Consider the following 16,211-nt stretch of genomic DNA (forward strand, 5'->3'; position numbering starts at 1 on the left):
CGCCTCGTTCAGTCGCCTTGTCGATGAAAAAACATTCTGCGTTATTTAACTGAAAGTCAATGAGACAGCACACTAGGCGGTACTTATTTTTGCACTTTTGCGATACATATAGAAAGAGAGTGTGCAAAAAGCAGGTGAAGCCCAGCTATGGAGGGAAACATCGTCATTTATTCCAGAAAATCCCGTTTTACGGGAAAAGGGGAGAGCATCGGCAATCAGACGGAGCTCTGCCGGGAGTACATAAAATTTCATTTTGGGGAAGAAGCCCTGGAAGAGACCTTTCTCTATGAGGACGAAGGTTTTTCCGGGGGAAACTTAAAACGGCCCGGTTTTCAGCGCATGATGGCTTTTGTCCGGAAAGGCGGCTGCCGGGCCATCGTTGTCTACCGCCTAGACCGGATCAGCCGCAACATCAGTGATTTCGCCGGCCTTATCGAGGAGCTTTCGGCTCTCGGGACGGCCTTCATTTCCATCCGGGAGCAGTTCGACACGGGAACACCGATGGGCAGGGCCATGATGTATATCGCCTCGGTGTTTTCTCAGCTGGAGCGGGAGACCATCGCCGAGCGGATCCGCGATAATATGCGGGAGCTGGCCCGAACCGGCCGCTGGCTTGGCGGAACCACGCCGACGGGCTATACTTCGGAGGCGGTGAGCAGCATCTCTCTGGATGGGAAAACGCGAAAAAGCTGTCAGCTAAAGCTGGTTCCGGAAGAAGCAAAGATCGTCCGGAAGATTTACGAAAGTTACGAAGCGACGGAGTCTCTTGCCGGAACCGAGGCGGAGCTTATGAAAGCGGGGATACGGACGAAAAACGGCCGGTCTTTCACCCGTTTTTCCATCAGGGCCATTCTGGAAAATCCGGTCTATCTGACGGCGGATTCAGACGCCTGGGAGTATTTTGACCGGGCGGGGACGGAAGTTTCTTCTCCAAGGGCGGCTTTCGACGGCCTTCATGGAATGCTGGCCTACAATCGGACTCGCCAGGAAAAAGGAAAAAAGACTGAGTTTCTGCCGACGGCGGAATGGATCGTGGCGGTGGGGCAGCACCCCGGTCTCATCCCCGGGAGCCGCTGGGTTCCGGTGCAGGAAAACTTAAAGAGAAATGGTTCCGGAGCTTACCGAAAGCCCAGGGGCAGCGAGAATGAAGCACTGCTGACCGGGCTTCTTTTTTGTGCCTGCGGAAGCCGGATGTACCCGAAACTTACCCCAAGAAGGGATGCTGAGGACAAACGGATCTACACTTACATCTGCAGCCTCAAGGAGCGGAGTCGCAAGAGTCTCTGTAACCGGAAAAATGCCAACGGAAACCTTCTGGACCGGGAAATTTTAGAAAAAATCGACCCGGATTTGGAGGCGCTTTCCGTGGAAGAGAAGCGGCGGAAGCTGCGAACACTTCTGAAAAGAGTCGTCTGGGACGGCGAAGAGGCGAAGCTGGAGCCCTCAGGTGAGGATAGCAAATGAGCTTCTCATGCTCTTTCGTTCCAGAAAGAAAAACGGCCGGGAGGTCTCCCTTTACGAACCCATCGGCACCGACAAGGAAGGGAACGAGATCAGTCTCCTGGATATTCTGGAGAGCAGCGATGGCGATATCGCGGAGGCCATGGATTTCCGGAAAAACTTAAGGCGGCTGTATAAAATTTTTGATGGAACCCTGACGGAGCGGGAGAAGCGTGTACTGATCCTGCGCTACGGCATGTTCGGCGGGGAGGAGAAGACCCAGCGGGAGATTGCGGAGAAACTTCATATTTCCCGTTCCTACGTTTCCAGGATCGAAAAAGGCGCCCTGGGAAAGCTGAAAAAGCGCCTCGATTCAGAGGAAGTATTGTAAGGCGGAGCTTTCCGGCTCAAGGGCCGGAGGTTCCGCAAAAAAGGTACTTGCAGATTTTTCATCTGTGAGGTATGATAGTGTTATCGGGAGATGTTCTTCTCCTGTTCTTTCATGGCAGTTCTGCCGGAATTATCACAACAAATTTATAAAATAAAATAACTGCATGCCCGGGCCGTAGGTTTACTGTCTGTTTTTTGCGTGCAGAAAAAGAGGAGGCATGATCGTTTTGTACAGCAGTATACTCTCCGCGTCGGTTTTTGGACTCACAGCCCGGAAAATCCGTGTGGAGGCAGATGTGAGCAACGGCCTTCCGGGCGCGGTGATGGTGGGCTACCTGGCGGGGCAGGTCCGGGAGACCATGGACAGGGTCCGGACTGCACTGAAAAACAGCGATTTTGCGCTGGAGCCAAAGAAACTCACAGTCAATCTGGCCCCGGCAGGCTTTAAAAAGGAAGGTAGCTTTTTTGATCTTCCCGTAGCTCTGGCGATTCTTTCCGCCTACGGCCTTCTGGAGGAAAAACATACGGAAGGTCTTCTGGTGGTGGGAGAGCTCGGCTTAAACGGCGAGGTCTGCCCGGTGAGCGGCATTCTTCCCGTGGTGCTGGAGGCGAAAAGGGAGGGCTGCCGGGCCTGCATGGTGCCCTGGGACAATGTAAAAGAGGCGGAATATGCCGGGATTCTGCCAGTCATCGGCGTGAAAACGCTGAAAGAAGCAGTATCGTTCCTCTCACCGGAACCGCGCTGGAAAACGGTTTCCGTGACAGGAAAAGTTTCTGTTGAAGCTTCTGCCTACACCGGGCCTGATTTCCGGGATATCCGGGGGCAGCAGGAGGCCCGACGGGCGGCGGAGATCGCGGTCTCAGGTTTCCATAACCTTCTTCTCATCGGACCTCCCGGCAGCGGAAAATCCATGCTGGCGAGCCGGATTCCTTCGATCCTGCCGGGCCTTTCCCGGGACGAGGTTCTCGAAATCTCTTCCATATATAGTATCGCCGGTCTTTTAAATACAGAGCATCCGCTGGTGACGGAGAGGCCTTTCCGGGCGCCCCATCACACGATCACGACCCAGGCCCTCTCGGGAGGCGGAAGGATTCCAAGACCGGGGGAGATCAGCCTGGCTCACCGGGGCGTTTTATTCTTAGACGAACTTCCGGAATTTCCCCGGATGGCCCTCGAAGTCCTCCGTCAGCCTCTGGAAAACCGGAAAATTCTCATCAGCCGGAGCAATTATTCTGAAGAATTTCCCGCGGATTTTCTTTTACTGGCGGCCATGAATCCCTGCAAATGCGGCTATTATCCGGATCTGACCCGCTGTACCTGCACGGAACGGGAGATTCACGGGTATCTGCACCGGATCAGCCGCCCTTTGCTGGACCGGATGGATCTCAGCGCGGAGATGTCGAGGATTCCCTTTGAGGAACTTCTGAAAAAACAGCCAAAAGGAACAAAAGAGGAGGATTCTGCGGCGATCCGCAGCCGGGTGGAGAAGGTGCAGAAGATTCAGGCGCGGCGTTACGAGGGGACGTCCTACCGCTTTAACGGGGATCTTGATTCCGCCGGGGTGCAGAAATACTGCGCCCTTGGCGCGGCGGAGGAAAAGCTTCTGGAGGGCATGTATCAGAAATTTTCTCTGACGGCCAGGAGTTGTCACCGGCTTTTGAAAGTGGCCCGGACCCTGGCAGATATGGATGAGAGTGAAAACATCGGGAAAAAGCACCTGGCCGAGGCGGCGGCCTTCCGGGCAGCCGATGAGAAATACTGGGGATAAAGGAGGAGTTTTATGGAAGAATACTGGAGATGGTTTATGTATCAGACGAAAATCCTGCCAGAGCAGAGAGTGAAATGTCTGGAATATTTTGAAACGCCGGAAAATATGTTTATAGCGCCGGCGGCAAAAGTGGAAAAAGCGGAGTTTTTAAGTGAGGCCGCCCGGGAGGAGCTTTTAAGAACCCGGACAGCGGGGGAGCTTTCCCGCGAGGAAAAGGAGCTGCAGGAAAAAGAGATCGACTTTTATTCCATGGAGCATCCTGCCTATCCGGCCCGGTTAAGGGAGATTCCCCATGCACCCTGCGGCCTTTTTGTGAAAGGAAGGCTCCCTCAGTTTGAAAAAGAGAAAAAGAAAGTCCAGGCCGCGGCTATCGTGGGGGCCCGCTGGGCAAGCCACGTCGGTCTTTCGTTGGCAAAAGAAACTGCCGGAGCACTGGCTTTGGAGGGAATCCCTGTGATTTCCGGCATGGCATCCGGCATCGACGGGGCGGCCCAGGAAGCGGCACTTCTGGCAGGAGGAGCGAGCTATGCCGTCCTTGGCTGCGGGCCGGATCTCTGTTATCCGAGACATAACCGCGGGCTTTATCAGATGTTGGAAACGGGCGGAGGACTGATTTCCGAGTATCCGCCGGGCACTCCACCCATTGCCTGGCATTTTCCCTATCGGAACCGGATCATCTCAGGCCTTTCCGACGCGATCCTCGTGGTGGAGGCCCGTTTAAAGAGTGGCTCTCTTATCACCGCTGACTATGCGCTGGAGCAGGGGAAGGATGTTTATGCGGTTCCGGGCCGGATTGAGGACCCCTTAAGCCAGGGCTGCAACCGTCTCATCAGCCAGGGAGCCGGGATTTTCTGCTCTCTGAACGGCTTTTTGACGGAGCTTGGCATCACAAACAGAAATTATGAAAATTTAAGAAAAAATGAATTGACACTTGAAAAAACAGAAAGTATGGTTTATAGTTGTGTAGATTTCCGGGGGAAAAGTCTGGAAGTCATAGGGATTGAGACCGGGCTTCCGAGAGAAGAGGTACTCACCGCTCTGCTTTCCCTGGAGCTTATGGATCTGATCGAAGAAAAATCCAGGTATTATTATAGAAAGTGACGCGGAAGATCACAGGAAGCCTGCCATTCCGCGCCGCATGGAGGAGTTTGTTCATGGCAAAATATCTTGTGATCGTAGAGTCACCGACAAAAGTCAAAACGATCAAAAAATTCTTGGGCAGCAATTATGAGGTGGCTGCATCCAACGGTCATGTGCGTGACCTTCCCAAAAGCCAGCTGGGAGTGGACGTGGAAAATGACTATGAACCAAAATATATCACCATCAGAGGAAAGGGAGACATTCTTGCCTCCCTTCGTAAGTCTGCGAAGAAGGCGGACAAAGTTTATCTCGCAACCGACCCGGACCGCGAAGGAGAAGCCATTTCCTGGCACCTTTCCAAAGCGCTGAAGCTGGACGAGAGTAAAATGAACCGTATCACCTTCAATGAGATCACCAAAAATGCGGTAAAGGATTCCTTAAAACATGCAAGGGATATCGATATGAATCTGGTCAATGCCCAGCAGACCCGCCGGATTCTGGACCGTATGGTAGGTTACCTGATCAGCCCGGTGCTCTGGGCGAAGGTAAAAAGAGGCTTAAGCGCCGGCCGTGTGCAGTCTGTGGCCCTTCGCATTATTGCGGACCGGGAGGAGGAGATCAACTCCTTTATTCCGGAGGAGTACTGGACCCTGGACGCAGATTTTAATATCGCCGGGGAGAAAAAACCTCTGAAGGCAAAATTTTATGGAACAGACAAAAAGAAACTCCTGCTCCACAGCGAGGAGGAGGTCAACGAAATTCTGGAGAAGCTGAAAAATGCCGAGTACCAGGTCAGCGATGTGAAAAAAGGCGAGCGCGTCAAGAAAGCGCCCCTTCCCTTCACGACCAGTACGCTGCAGCAGGAAGCATCCAAAGTTCTGAATTTTTCCACCCAGAAGACCATGCGGATCGCTCAGCAGCTCTATGAAGGAATCGACATCAAGGGCAGCGGTACCGTGGGTCTGATTACCTACCTTCGTACCGATTCCACCCGTATCTCCGAGGAAGCCGACCAGGCGGCAAGAGCCTATGTAGCTTCCAATTATGGAGAAAATTATGTCGCGGAGGGAACCACCGAGGCGAAAAAAAGTGCCAAAAGGATCCAGGATGCCCACGAGGCCATCCGTCCTTCCGATATCACCCGGTCGCCGATTCTGGTGAAAGAGTCCTTAAGCCGTGACCAGTTCCGTCTCTATCAGCTGATTTGGAAACGCTTCACCGCGAGCCGCATGGCGAATGCAGTTTACGAGACTACCCAGGTAAAGATTCAGGCAGGGGATTACAATTTCCATGTGTCCGCTTCCCGTCTCTCCTTCGACGGCTTCATGTCCGTCTATGTGGATGACTCCGCAGAAAAAGAGGAGAACAACGTTCTTTTAAAAGGCATCGGCACCGACACGAAGCTGAGCCTGAAAGAGTTTCATCCGGAACAGCACTTTACCCAGCCGCCGGCTCATTACACAGAGGCCGCCCTGGTAAAAACGCTGGAGGAGCTGGGTATCGGACGCCCCAGTACCTACGCGCCGACGATCACGACGATCATCGCCCGCCGCTATGTGGCCAAGGAGAACAAGAATCTCTACATGACCGAGCTCGGCGAGGTAGTCAATTCCATCATGAAGCAGGCTTTCCCGAGCATCGTGGATGTGAACTTTACCGCTTATCTTGAAGCACTTCTCGATAAAGTGGAAGAGGGCACCGTGAAATGGAAGACAATTATCAGAAATTTCTATCCGGATCTTGAAGAACTGGTGAAAAAGGCGGACAAAGAGCTGGAACATGTGAAGATCGAGGACGAAGTCACCGATGTGATCTGCGACAAATGCGGCAGAAACATGGTCATTAAATACGGTCCTCACGGAAAGTTCCTGGCCTGCCCGGGCTTCCCTGAGTGCAAAAATACCAAGCCCTATCTCGAGAAGATCGGCGTGGCCTGCCCGAAATGCGGCAAGGATATCGTCATCCGCAAGACCAAGAAGGGCAGAAAATATTACGGCTGCGAGGACAATCCGGAATGCGACTACATGTCCTGGCAGAAACCCTCCGGAAAACTGTGTCCGAAATGCGGTTCTATGCTTGTAGAAAAAGGAAATAAGCTCGTTTGTTCCGGAGAAGCCTGCAATTATGTGGAAAATAAATAATTTTTTGATTATTCAGAGCCAAGCAGATTCATTGATGAAAGTGTGAGTCATGCTTGCATGAACGAACACTTTTGTCAGTGAATCTATTTGGCGAGTAGCCAAATCGAGATGAAGCGAAGCGGAATCGAGATGGGCTCTGAATAATTTAGTAATTTTTCAGATAAACATTGCAATTCTGAAAACTCTGTGCTATAGTGAAGAAAAGCTACGTTATTTTGATAACAGTTGCATTTTTTGGCCCTTTTGGAGCAATATTTCACCAGGCAAGGAGGAAAAGATGAGCGTACAGTTATTAGACAAGACAAGGAAAATCAATAAGCTTTTGCATAACAACAATTCCAGTAAAGTCGTTTTCAACGATATATGCCAGGTACTGACAGAAATTCTGGATTCCAATATTCTGGTTATCAGCCGGAAGGGAAAAGTCCTTGGTGTCAGTCTTTGTCCTGGAGTGGAAGAGATCAAAGAACTTATCGACGATGAAGTGGGCGGCTACATTGATTCCATGCTGAATGAGCGCCTCCTGGGAGTCCTTTCCACGAAAGAAAATGTCAATCTGGAGACCCTGGGCTTTGTGGGAGACAATATCAAAAAGTATCAGGCCATCATTAACCCCATCGACATTGCCGGCGAGCGTCTCGGAACTGTGTTTATGTACAAGAGCGACAGCCAGTATGAGATCGATGATATTATCTTAAGTGAGTATGGCACCACCGTTGTGGGCCTGGAGATGATGCGTTCCGTTCATGAGGAGAACGCGGAGGAGAACCGCAAGATCCAGATCGTAAAATCTGCCATCAACACCCTTTCCTTCTCCGAGCTGGAAGCCATCATTCACATCTTTGACGAGCTGGACGGCATGGAAGGTATCCTGGTTGCCAGCAAGATCGCAGACCGCGTGGGTATCACCCGTTCCGTTATCGTCAACGCCCTTCGAAAATTCGAGAGTGCCGGCGTCATCGAGTCCCGCTCCAGCGGAATGAAAGGCACCTACATCAAGGTTCTGAACGATGTGGTTTTCGACGAACTGGCCGAAATCAAGAAACAGAAGAAATAAAACATACAAAAGAAGCGCTGCATCAGAAAAAACTGGTGCGGTGCTTTTTTTCGGTAAAAAACAAAAACATATAAAAAAGAGAGTAAAATAGAGGAAATAAGAGATAATTAAAAAATATACCATAATTTACAGGTATAATCAGGTTTGCACATTTTCCACTTTTTCACTAATATAAGGGCAACGGTTAGCACTCGATAAAAGTGAGTGCTAATAACGCAAATGAGAGAGCATATTATTAAGGAGGAATATATTATGAAGTTAGTACCTTTAGGCGACAGAGTTGTATTAAAACAGTTTGAAGCAGAAGAGACAACAAAATCCGGAATCATCCTTGCAGCTAAATCCCAGGAGAAACCCCAGGAGGCTGAGGTTGTAGCAGTAGGCCCGGGCGGAATGGTTGACGGAAAAGAAGTTACCATGCAGGTAAAGGTTGGCGACAAAGTGATTTATTCCAAATATTCAGGCAACGAGGTAAAACTCGAGGACGAAGAATATATCATCGTAAAACAGAGCGACATTCTGGCTATCGTAGAGTAATAGAAGGAGGAAATTCATCATGGCTAAAGACATTAAATATGGAACAGACGCAAGAAAAGCTCTTGCAGCAGGCGTAGATAAACTGGCAGATACCGTAAAGGTAACGCTTGGACCCAAAGGAAGAAACGTAGTTCTGGATAAACAGTACGGTGCTCCCCTCATCACCAATGACGGTGTTACCATCGCAAAAGAGGTTGAGCTTGAGGACGCTTTCGAGAATATGGGCGCTCAGCTGGTAAAAGAAGTAGCTACCAAGACCAACGATGTAGCCGGTGACGGTACCACAACTGCAACCGTTCTGGCACAGGCAATGATCCGCGAGGGTATGAAAAACCTGGAAGCAGGCGCTAACCCCATTGTTCTTCGTAAAGGTATGAAGAAAGCAACTGAGTGCGCTGTAGAAGCTATCGCAAAAATGAGTAGCAAAGTAACCGGCAAAGCTCAGATGGCAAGAGTAGCAGCTATCTCCGCAGGCGATGACGAGGTAGGAAACATGGTAGCAGACGCTATGGAGAAAGTTTCCAGTGACGGCGTTATCACCATTGAAGAGAGCAAGACCATGAAGACCGAGCTTGACCTGGTAGAAGGTATGCAGTTCGACAGAGGATATATTTCCGCTTACATGTCTACCGATATGGAGAAAATGGAAGCTATCCTGGATGATCCGTACATCCTGATTACCGACAAGAAGATCTCCAATATTCAGGAAGTTCTGCCGCTGCTGGAGCAGATCGTACAGTCCGGCAAGAAACTTCTCATCATCGCTGAGGATATCGAGGGTGAGGCTCTGACCACCCTGATCATGAACAAACTGCGTGGTACTCTGCAGGTAGTCGGCGTGAAAGCACCGGGCTATGGCGACAGAAGAAAAGAGATGCTGCAGGATATCGCAATCCTGACCGGCGGTACCGTAATCTCCGAGGAGCTGGGTCTGGAGCTTAAAGACACCACTCTGGATCAGCTGGGAAGAGCAAAATCAGTTAAAGTTCAGAAAGAGACCACCGTTATCGTTGACGGCGCTGGCGACAAGAAGAACATTCAGGATCGTGTCGCTCAGATCAAAGCAAGAATCGAGGAGACCACTTCCGAATTCGATAAAGAGAAACTGCAGGAGAGACTGGCTAAACTGGCTGGCGGCGTAGCTGTTATCCGTGTAGGTGCTGCTACTGAGACCGAGATGAAAGAAGCAAAACTCCGTATGGAGGATGCCCTGAATGCTACAAGAGCAGCTGTTGAAGAGGGTATCGTATCCGGTGGCGGATCTGCTTACATCCACGCTTCCAAGTCTGTTGCCGAGCTGGTAAACGAGCTGGAAGGTGATGAGAAGACTGGAGCAAAAGTTGTACTGAAAGCTCTGGAGGCTCCGCTTCATCAGATCGCTGCAAACGCAGGTCTTGAGGGTGCCGTTATCATCAACAAAGTAAGAGAGTCCGAGGTTGGCATGGGCTTCGATGCATACAAAGAAGAGTATGTAAACATGGTAGATGCAGGTATCCTGGATCCGGCCAAAGTTACCAGAAGCGCTCTGCAGAACGCAACCAGCGTTGCTTCTACCTTCCTGACTACCGAGTCCGTAGTAGCAAACATCAAAGAGCCGGTTCCGGCAGCTCCCGCAGGTGCAGCTGGCGGAATGGGAATGATGTAATCCCAGCTATAAAAAATAAGCAAAGCGAAGACCGTCGCCCCTGTGGCGGCGGTTTTCTTTTTATCATAAGTTTATAATTCTTTACTTCCATTCCCTAAAAAAAAGAGTTATAATAGAAAGCAATGATGATGTGTAACTGTTCAGAGCCAAGCAGATTTTCATGCAAAAGTGTGAATCATGCTTGCATGAATGAACACTTTTACCTGGAAATCTATTTGGTGGATACGCCACACCGACGAAATACGCAGCATTTTGGAGGTGGCTCTGAACAGTTACGCTGATGTTTAGAAAAAACATCAGCATTTATGAGCAAACTGACAAAGGAGGAACAAATTTATGAGCGATTTGTATATAGAATTACTCGTAAAGAAAAAGAAGACATCCACCGACACTCTGCTGAAGGTTCTGATGATCGGCGCTACCGTCATTTTCGTATTGGGAGGCATCCTGTTCAATCCGATCATCCTGCTTCTGGCTGTTGTTATGGGCGTGGTGGACTACTTCAAGCTGCCGTCTCTGGATCTGGAGTACGAATATCTCTATGTGAACGGAGAGCTGGATATCGACAAGATTATGTCCAAGCAGAAGAGAAAAAGAGTGGGAAGCTACGATATGAAGAAAGTGGAGATCGTTGCTCCGAAAAATTCCCACGAGCTGGATTCCTTCCGTAACCGGAAAGATATCAAGGTTCACGATTACTCTTCCCTGGAAGAAAATGCTAAGACCTTCGGTATGGCGATCAACGGCGACAAGGGCATGGAACTCATCTATTTTGATCCCAATGAGGCGATCATCAAAGATATGCAGCGCATTGCTCCGAGAAGTGTAAAACTGTATTAAAAGAAAAAGAAAAGCGTATGCGGTTTTCAGATCATCTGAAAGCGCTTACGCTTTTTCTGTGAGGAGAAAAAATATGAATATTTTGATCATGTGGGTGATGGCCTGCGGGGCTGTCTTAGGCGGCCTGGACCGGATTCTGGGGAACCGTTTCGGCCTGGGAAAACGTTTTGAGGAAGGTTTTGAGCTTTTAGGGGCCACGGCTCTTTCCATGGCAGGAATCATCTGCCTGGTGCCCCTTCTGACCCTGGGCCTTGAAAAAACAATCGTGCCTTTCTGGAAGCTCCTTGGCCTGGACCCCGCCATGCTGGGCGGTATCATCGCTATTGATATGGGTGGTTTTCAGCTGGCAGTAGAACTGGCAGCCGATCCGAAAGTGGCCTCCTATGCAGGCATTCTCGTGGCAGCAACCCTGGGCTGTACCGTGACCTTTACCATTCCCGTCGGCATGGGAATGGTTCCGGAAAAAGACCGGCCCCTCTTTGCAAGAGGCATCCTTTTTGGCCTGATTCTGCTTCCGGTATCCCTCTTTCTTGGAGGCCTTCTGACCGGCCTGATGCCGTTGAACACGATCCGTCAAAGCCTTCCGGTGTTCCTGGCCTGCCTTGCTCTGGCCCTTGGCATTGCAAAATGGCCGGATCAGCTTGTAAGGGGCTTCCTTCATTTTTCCAATGCGATCCGCCTGATTTCCACGCTGGGACTGATCTTTGGGGCCTTCGCCTATATGACCGGCGTAAGCCTTCCCTTTCCGATGACGCCCCTTGAGGAGGCCATGAAGACTGTTTCCTCCATCGGCATCGTCATGCTGGGAAGCCTTCCGATGGCGGAGCTTCTCCAGCGGATTTTAAAAGTGCCCCTTGCCTGGCTCGGCAAAAAGACCGGCATGAACAGCGCCAGCATGACCGGCCTCCTCCTCGGCGGCGTCAGCGTCGTCCCCGCCATCGCCCTCATCCGCGACATGGACCGCCGCGGCAAGATCGTAAACGCCGCCTTCCTGGTCTCCGCCGCCTCCGCCCTGGCAGCCCACCTGGGATTTACCTTTGGAATACAGAAAGAAATGGTGGTGCCGCTGTTGGCGGTGAAATTTGTCGGCGGTATTCTGGGAGGAGTAACGGCGTATTTGCTGACGGAGAAGCTAGATGTCCCTATGGATTTATTTTGCGATAAAGAGAACGCCTAAAGTTCCAGGGCCACAATGGCTGGAAATAACACCGCCAGCCTGAGTCTCCAGGATTTCATGAAAGACTCCTAAGGACTCCAGATAGGAGTGTACTGCATCGACGGTCGCACGGTCACAGCCGGAATGGGTAATAAATACACGGTCGCGCCGTGCGTCTTTTAAATCTTCTTCCATATCTTTCACATAGGCCATGATGACAGCGGCGATTTTTCCACGGTACTTTTTGTCTGCGTTCATGGCTCCATTTTCTACCACAATTTTGGGATGCAGTTTGAAAACGCTTCCTGCCATGGCAGCAACGGCATTGCAGCGGCCGCCCCGGTACAGATAAGTAAGAGTATCCACAACGAAACTTGCCCGGACCTTTGGTTTTAACGTCTCTATAGCGGAAACGATTTCTTTGGCTGAGCAGTGATTCTCAGCCATAATAGAGGCTTCTATTACAAGAAGCCCGATTCCGGTGGAAAGGCTGGCGGAATCGACAACGGTAATAAGGTCTGAAGCCTCCAGTTCTTCTGCTGCGAGGCGCATGACATTACCGGAAGTGGACATGCTGGAAGAGATGGAAAAACAGACCACTTCGCGCCGCTCTTTTACATAGGGCCGGAAAAGTTCAATAGCGGTTTCCAGTGACGGAGCAGAGGTTTTGGGAGTCGTCTTATGTTCATCGGACCAGGCATAAATCTGATCCGGTGCAATGTTTTTTCCATCCTCGTATTCATTTTCACCCAGAAGAATGTGAAGAGGCAGAATATCGATATTATATTTTGCAATCAATTCCGGTGAAAGGTCGCAGGTACTGTCTGAAATGATTTTTACTCTGTTGCAGATCGCCATGTTTTTTCTCTCCTTTTTGATTTTTGATTTCTATCATCTTACCATAAAAAAGGTGATTGTGCATACCAGATTTCACAATCAGGTGAGATTCCCCGTTGTAAAAAGTTCCCTGAAATGTTAAGCTTAACTAAAAGATTATACAAAGGAGACGTTATCATGAATTTACAGAACATTTTTGATTCCACGGATTTCGTTCATGCCAGCGGCACGAAGGAAGAGCTGGCTGTGGCAGAATTTCTGAAGGGCCAGTGCGAAAGCTTAGGCGTTCCGGCGCGGATCGAACCGTTTCGCGTGGCCATGAGTGATATCGAGGAGGCTCATCTTTTTGCAGACGGAAAAGAGATTCCCTGCAAGGCCTTCAACTGCTGCGGCAGCGGTGTGGTAGAAGGAGAGCTTTACTACATGCCGGGAACAGACCCTGTTTCCATGGCCGGAGCAAAGGACAAGGTCGTACTTTTTGATACCCAGGGAATCGGCTTTTTCGCTTATCAGGATCTGATGAAAGCGGGAGCAAAGGCAATCCTGTTTCAGTATGGAAATGCTTATTATCCAAACGACGATATCGATCAGAGAGACCTCAGAGAGGTGGTAAGCGGAGAGAAAAAAGTACTCTGCGCCATGATTCATTCCCGCCAGGCAGTAGAACTGGTAAAAAATAAAGTAAAAACAATTCGTCTGGAAGTGTCCCAGAAAGAATACGACGGAGAATCCCATAATGTCATTGCCGGGCTTCCCGGAAAAAGAGAGGAATCTATCGTGCTAACGGCCCATTACGACAGCACTTCCCTGTCCCACGGAGCCTACGACAACATGAGCGGCTGCGCCGGGCTTCTCGGAATTATGGAAGCCATGAAAGACAAAGAGCTGAACTATGGCCTGCGTTTTGTTTTCTGCGGAAGCGAGGAACGGGGACTTCTGGGCTCCAAGGCTTATGTCCGGGATCATGAGAAAGAACTGGAAAAAGTGGCGCTGAACATCAACCTTGATATGATCGGAACCTATATGGGAAAATTCATTTCCTGCGTTTCCGCGGAAGAAAAACTGGCCGGTTACATTTCCTATATGGCAGCAGAGGTCGGCTTCCCGGTTGAGGCCAGAGCGGGCGTATATTCCAGCGATTCTACGCCTTTTGCAGACAAAGGGGTTCCTTCTCTTTCTTTTGCCCGCATTGCCAGCAAAAATGTGGCGCCGATTCACTGCCGCTACGATCTGAAAGAAGTCATGTCCATGGAGCAGCTCCAGAAAGATATTGATTTCCTGGTGAAATTTACCGAGCGCTTTGCGAATGCAGTTGTCTGCCCGGTTTCCAGAGAGATTCCGGAAAAAATTAAGAAAGAACTGGATGAGTACCTTTTCAGAAAGAGAAAAGAGTGATTTTTACAGGAGGTTCCAAAATGAAAACACGGAGACTTGGAAAAACAAACCTTCAGGTCAGCGAGATCGGTTTCGGCGGAGAATGGCTGGAGCGCCATCCGGAAGAGGAGGGCATCGAGCTGATTCATTATGCTGCTTCTCAGGGGATCAACATTCTGGATTGCTGGATGGCCGATCCGAAATCGAGAGACATCATCGGAAAAGGAATCAAGGAGAACCGCAGCCAGTGGTTTATTCAGGGCCATATCGGCTCCACCTGGAAGGACGAGCAGTATTTCCGGACAAGAGATATGAGATATGTCCGTCCCGCTTTTGAGGATCTCTTGAAACGGCTGCAGACCGATTACATTGATCTCGGAATGATCCATTATGTGGATTCCGAGGAGGAATGGGAGCAGATTCAGCACTCAGACTATCTGGACTATGTGATGGAGCTCAAAAACAGCGGCATCATTCATCACATTGGCATGAGCTCCCACAACCCGAAGATGGCGATGAAAGCGGCAGAGTCCGGTTTTGTGGAGATGATCCTTTTCAGCATCAATCCGGCTTTTGACATGCTTCCCGCCAGCGAAAATATCGACACAATGTTTGCCGATGAATTTGATACCAGTTTAAAAGGTATCGATGCGGACCGGGCACGTCTCTACAAAGTCTGTGAGGAGAACGATGTGGGAATCACGGTGATGAAAGGCTTTGCCGGTGGCCGTCTCTTTGATGAAAAACGTTCCCCCTTCGGCGTAAGCCTGACTCCCATCCAGTGCATTCACTATGCCCTGACCCGACCGGCAGTCTGTTCCATCATGTGCGGCTATGACACGAAAGAGCAGGTGGAGGCGGCTGTCGCTTACGAAACCGTATCCGAGGAAGAAAAAGATTACGCTTCCGTCATTGCCAACGCGCCCTTCCATTCCTACCGGGGCGAATGTACCTACTGCGGCCACTGCAAGCCCTGCGTCTCCAACCTGGACATTGCAATGATCAATAAATTTTACGACCTGGCCACGATGCAGCCCGAAATACCGGCCACGATCCAGTCTCACTACGAGCTCCTGGAACACAAAGCCTCCGAATGCATCGCCTGCCGGGCCTGCGAAAAACGCTGCCCCTTCGGCGTGCCTATTGCGGAGAGGATGGAGAAAACGGCGAAATTGTTTGGGTGTTAAAAAAGAAAACGGATTCTGCTTCGGCAGAGTCCGTTTTTTGAAAAGTGGGAAGTCATGCAATTACCTTATTCTGAAGAATTAAATATCGAAAATTTCAGTCGTTTGTTTGACAATACCAGTGAATGTTACAAGTTTTTCTGGTTTAAAGCAATCGTAGGAAAAGTCGTTGAAGGGAAACATGAAATAACATATGAAGAACTCGCGGATGAAATGATTGCAGAAGCCTGGTATATGGTAATAGAATATCATTTGAATTTGGGGCCGCGAGACACATTGGAAAATTTAGTTGATCTTATCAAGAAAAAGAATCCGGAATTAAAGTCCTGTGAGAAGAAAAGTGTAATTATTGATTTATAATTGGAAGAACTGGATATGGAGTGCCAGGAGAAAATCAATGAAGATATGGCATATGCATTGAGTTATCTGAGCATTTATAACAATCAGCTGAATGTGCCAAAGATGCACCGGGAAATGAATAACCTGATGATCATTTATGGCTTGTCTGATATGATCTATCGTGGAATGACACTGGTGAAGTTCTATGCACCGAATGGTGTGATGCTCAGTGAAATCCTTCATTCCTGTTTTTGCAGTCATTATAATAAGACAGATGTGGAAGTACAGCAGGAGTTAGGAATAGGCAGGACTTCTTTTTATAAAATGAAGAAGCAGGCACTTGGATATTTAGGATTTTATTTTTATGAGATCGTGGTACCGCAGGCAAAGGATAAAAGATTTAAACCGTCACTGGGCGTTGA

General features: G+C 49.7%; 14 protein-coding genes and 1 pseudogene. 14 read left to right on the forward strand and 1 reads right to left on the reverse strand.

Annotated features, from left to right (window positions below; all coding sequences use genetic code 11):
• The first annotated feature begins 147 nt into the window (after positions 1 to 147).
• The 10 genes and pseudogenes from LKD71_RS16600 to LKD71_RS16645 all read left to right on the forward strand — a co-directional run bounded on the left by LKD71_RS16600 (position 148) and on the right by LKD71_RS16645 (position 12,076).
• Positions 148 to 1,464 carry a recombinase family protein gene (locus LKD71_RS16600; protein ID WP_227616256.1) on the forward strand — a complete coding sequence of 439 codons (1,317 nt, stop codon included), beginning with the start codon at positions 148 to 150 and terminating at the stop codon, positions 1,462 to 1,464.
• Positions 1,454 to 1,831: pseudogene (locus LKD71_RS16605) on the forward strand (sigma-70 family RNA polymerase sigma factor); the annotation flags it as partial. The gene LKD71_RS16600 and the pseudogene LKD71_RS16605, both read left to right, overlap by 11 nt.
• A 217-nt stretch (positions 1,832 to 2,048) precedes the next feature.
• Positions 2,049 to 3,599 carry a YifB family Mg chelatase-like AAA ATPase gene (locus LKD71_RS16610; RefSeq protein ID WP_227616258.1) on the forward strand — a complete coding sequence of 517 codons (1,551 nt, stop codon included), beginning with the start codon at positions 2,049 to 2,051 and terminating at the stop codon, positions 3,597 to 3,599.
• Positions 3,600 to 3,611: 12 nt separating this feature from the next.
• Positions 3,612 to 4,700 carry a DNA-processing protein DprA gene (gene dprA, locus LKD71_RS16615; protein ID WP_227616259.1) on the forward strand — a complete coding sequence of 363 codons (1,089 nt, stop codon included), beginning with the start codon at positions 3,612 to 3,614 and terminating at the stop codon, positions 4,698 to 4,700.
• Between the two features lie 53 nt (positions 4,701 to 4,753).
• A complete protein-coding gene (gene topA, locus LKD71_RS16620) occupies positions 4,754 to 6,820 on the forward strand; it encodes a type I DNA topoisomerase (protein ID WP_227616260.1) in 2,067 nt (688 codons plus the stop codon).
• 277 nt (positions 6,821 to 7,097) lie between these two features.
• Positions 7,098 to 7,877, forward strand: coding sequence for a GTP-sensing pleiotropic transcriptional regulator CodY (gene codY, locus LKD71_RS16625; protein WP_178046734.1), 780 nt, complete (start codon positions 7,098 to 7,100; stop codon positions 7,875 to 7,877).
• A gap of 252 nt (positions 7,878 to 8,129) precedes the next feature.
• Entirely contained in the window at positions 8,130 to 8,414 is a 285-nt protein-coding gene (locus LKD71_RS16630; RefSeq protein WP_178046735.1) for a co-chaperone GroES, read from the forward strand.
• Positions 8,415 to 8,433: 19 nt separating this feature from the next.
• The gene (groL, locus tag LKD71_RS16635; RefSeq protein ID WP_227616261.1) at positions 8,434 to 10,059 is read left to right on the forward strand and encodes a chaperonin GroEL; all 1,626 of its coding nucleotides are present in this window, start codon (positions 8,434 to 8,436) and stop codon (positions 10,057 to 10,059) included.
• Positions 10,060 to 10,395: 336 nt separating this feature from the next.
• Positions 10,396 to 10,899, forward strand: coding sequence for a DUF6106 family protein (locus LKD71_RS16640; RefSeq protein ID WP_178046737.1), 504 nt, complete (start codon positions 10,396 to 10,398; stop codon positions 10,897 to 10,899).
• A 73-nt stretch (positions 10,900 to 10,972) separates the two neighbouring features.
• On the forward strand, positions 10,973 to 12,076 hold the full coding sequence (locus tag LKD71_RS16645) for an ethanolamine utilization protein EutH (RefSeq protein ID WP_227616262.1): 1,104 nt from the start codon (positions 10,973 to 10,975) through the stop codon (positions 12,074 to 12,076).
• Here the strand turns inward: LKD71_RS16645 and LKD71_RS16650 are convergent.
• Positions 12,050 to 12,913, reverse strand: a complete 864-nt coding sequence (locus LKD71_RS16650) for a DegV family protein (RefSeq protein WP_227616263.1) — start codon at positions 12,911 to 12,913, stop codon at positions 12,050 to 12,052. The two genes, LKD71_RS16645 and LKD71_RS16650, sit on opposite strands and share 27 nt — an antisense overlap.
• Positions 12,914 to 13,069: 156 nt before the next feature.
• Between LKD71_RS16650 and LKD71_RS16655 the strand changes: the two genes are divergently transcribed.
• From LKD71_RS16655 to LKD71_RS16670, 4 genes are all read left to right on the forward strand, one after another.
• Positions 13,070 to 14,287: a M28 family metallopeptidase gene (locus LKD71_RS16655; protein ID WP_227616264.1), complete on the forward strand. Its 1,218-nt coding sequence runs from the start codon at positions 13,070 to 13,072 to the stop codon at positions 14,285 to 14,287.
• Positions 14,288 to 14,307: 20 nt separating this feature from the next.
• Entirely contained in the window at positions 14,308 to 15,453 is a 1,146-nt protein-coding gene (locus LKD71_RS16660; protein ID WP_227616265.1) for an aldo/keto reductase, read from the forward strand.
• Positions 15,454 to 15,507: 54 nt separating this feature from the next.
• Positions 15,508 to 15,810: a hypothetical protein gene (locus LKD71_RS16665; protein WP_227616266.1), complete on the forward strand. Its 303-nt coding sequence runs from the start codon at positions 15,508 to 15,510 to the stop codon at positions 15,808 to 15,810.
• Between the two features lie 15 nt (positions 15,811 to 15,825).
• Positions 15,826 to 16,211, forward strand: a 386-nt coding sequence (locus LKD71_RS16670; RefSeq protein WP_227616267.1) for a hypothetical protein, incomplete at its 3' end; no start/stop codon positions are given.

Origin of the sequence: Fusicatenibacter faecihominis (assembly GCF_020686945.1) — a bacterium.
Classification (GTDB): Bacteria; Bacillota; Clostridia; order Lachnospirales; family Lachnospiraceae; genus Limivivens; species Limivivens faecihominis.

Bases quoted from the DNA above. Each gene is read 5' to 3' on its own strand.
- LKD71_RS16660 (WP_227616265.1), top strand. From the start codon at position 14,308: ATGAAAACACGGAGACTTGGAAAAACAAACCTTCAGGTCAGCGAGATC.
- LKD71_RS16610 (WP_227616258.1), top strand. From the start codon at position 2,049: ATGATCGTTTTGTACAGCAGTATACTCTCCGCGTCGGTTTTTGGACTC.
- LKD71_RS16665 (WP_227616266.1), top strand. From the start codon at position 15,508: ATGCAATTACCTTATTCTGAAGAATTAAATATCGAAAATTTCAGTCGT.
- LKD71_RS16645 (WP_227616262.1), top strand. From the start codon at position 10,973: ATGAATATTTTGATCATGTGGGTGATGGCCTGCGGGGCTGTCTTAGGC.
- dprA (WP_227616259.1), top strand. From the start codon at position 3,612: ATGGAAGAATACTGGAGATGGTTTATGTATCAGACGAAAATCCTGCCA.
- LKD71_RS16655 (WP_227616264.1), top strand. From the start codon at position 13,070: ATGAATTTACAGAACATTTTTGATTCCACGGATTTCGTTCATGCCAGC.
- LKD71_RS16630 (WP_178046735.1), top strand. From the start codon at position 8,130: ATGAAGTTAGTACCTTTAGGCGACAGAGTTGTATTAAAACAGTTTGAA.
- LKD71_RS16650 (WP_227616263.1), bottom strand. From the start codon at position 12,913: ATGGCGATCTGCAACAGAGTAAAAATCATTTCAGACAGTACCTGCGAC.
- groL (WP_227616261.1), top strand. From the start codon at position 8,434: ATGGCTAAAGACATTAAATATGGAACAGACGCAAGAAAAGCTCTTGCA.
- LKD71_RS16640 (WP_178046737.1), top strand. From the start codon at position 10,396: ATGAGCGATTTGTATATAGAATTACTCGTAAAGAAAAAGAAGACATCC.
- topA (WP_227616260.1), top strand. From the start codon at position 4,754: ATGGCAAAATATCTTGTGATCGTAGAGTCACCGACAAAAGTCAAAACG.
- LKD71_RS16600 (WP_227616256.1), top strand. From the start codon at position 148: ATGGAGGGAAACATCGTCATTTATTCCAGAAAATCCCGTTTTACGGGA.
- codY (WP_178046734.1), top strand. From the start codon at position 7,098: ATGAGCGTACAGTTATTAGACAAGACAAGGAAAATCAATAAGCTTTTG.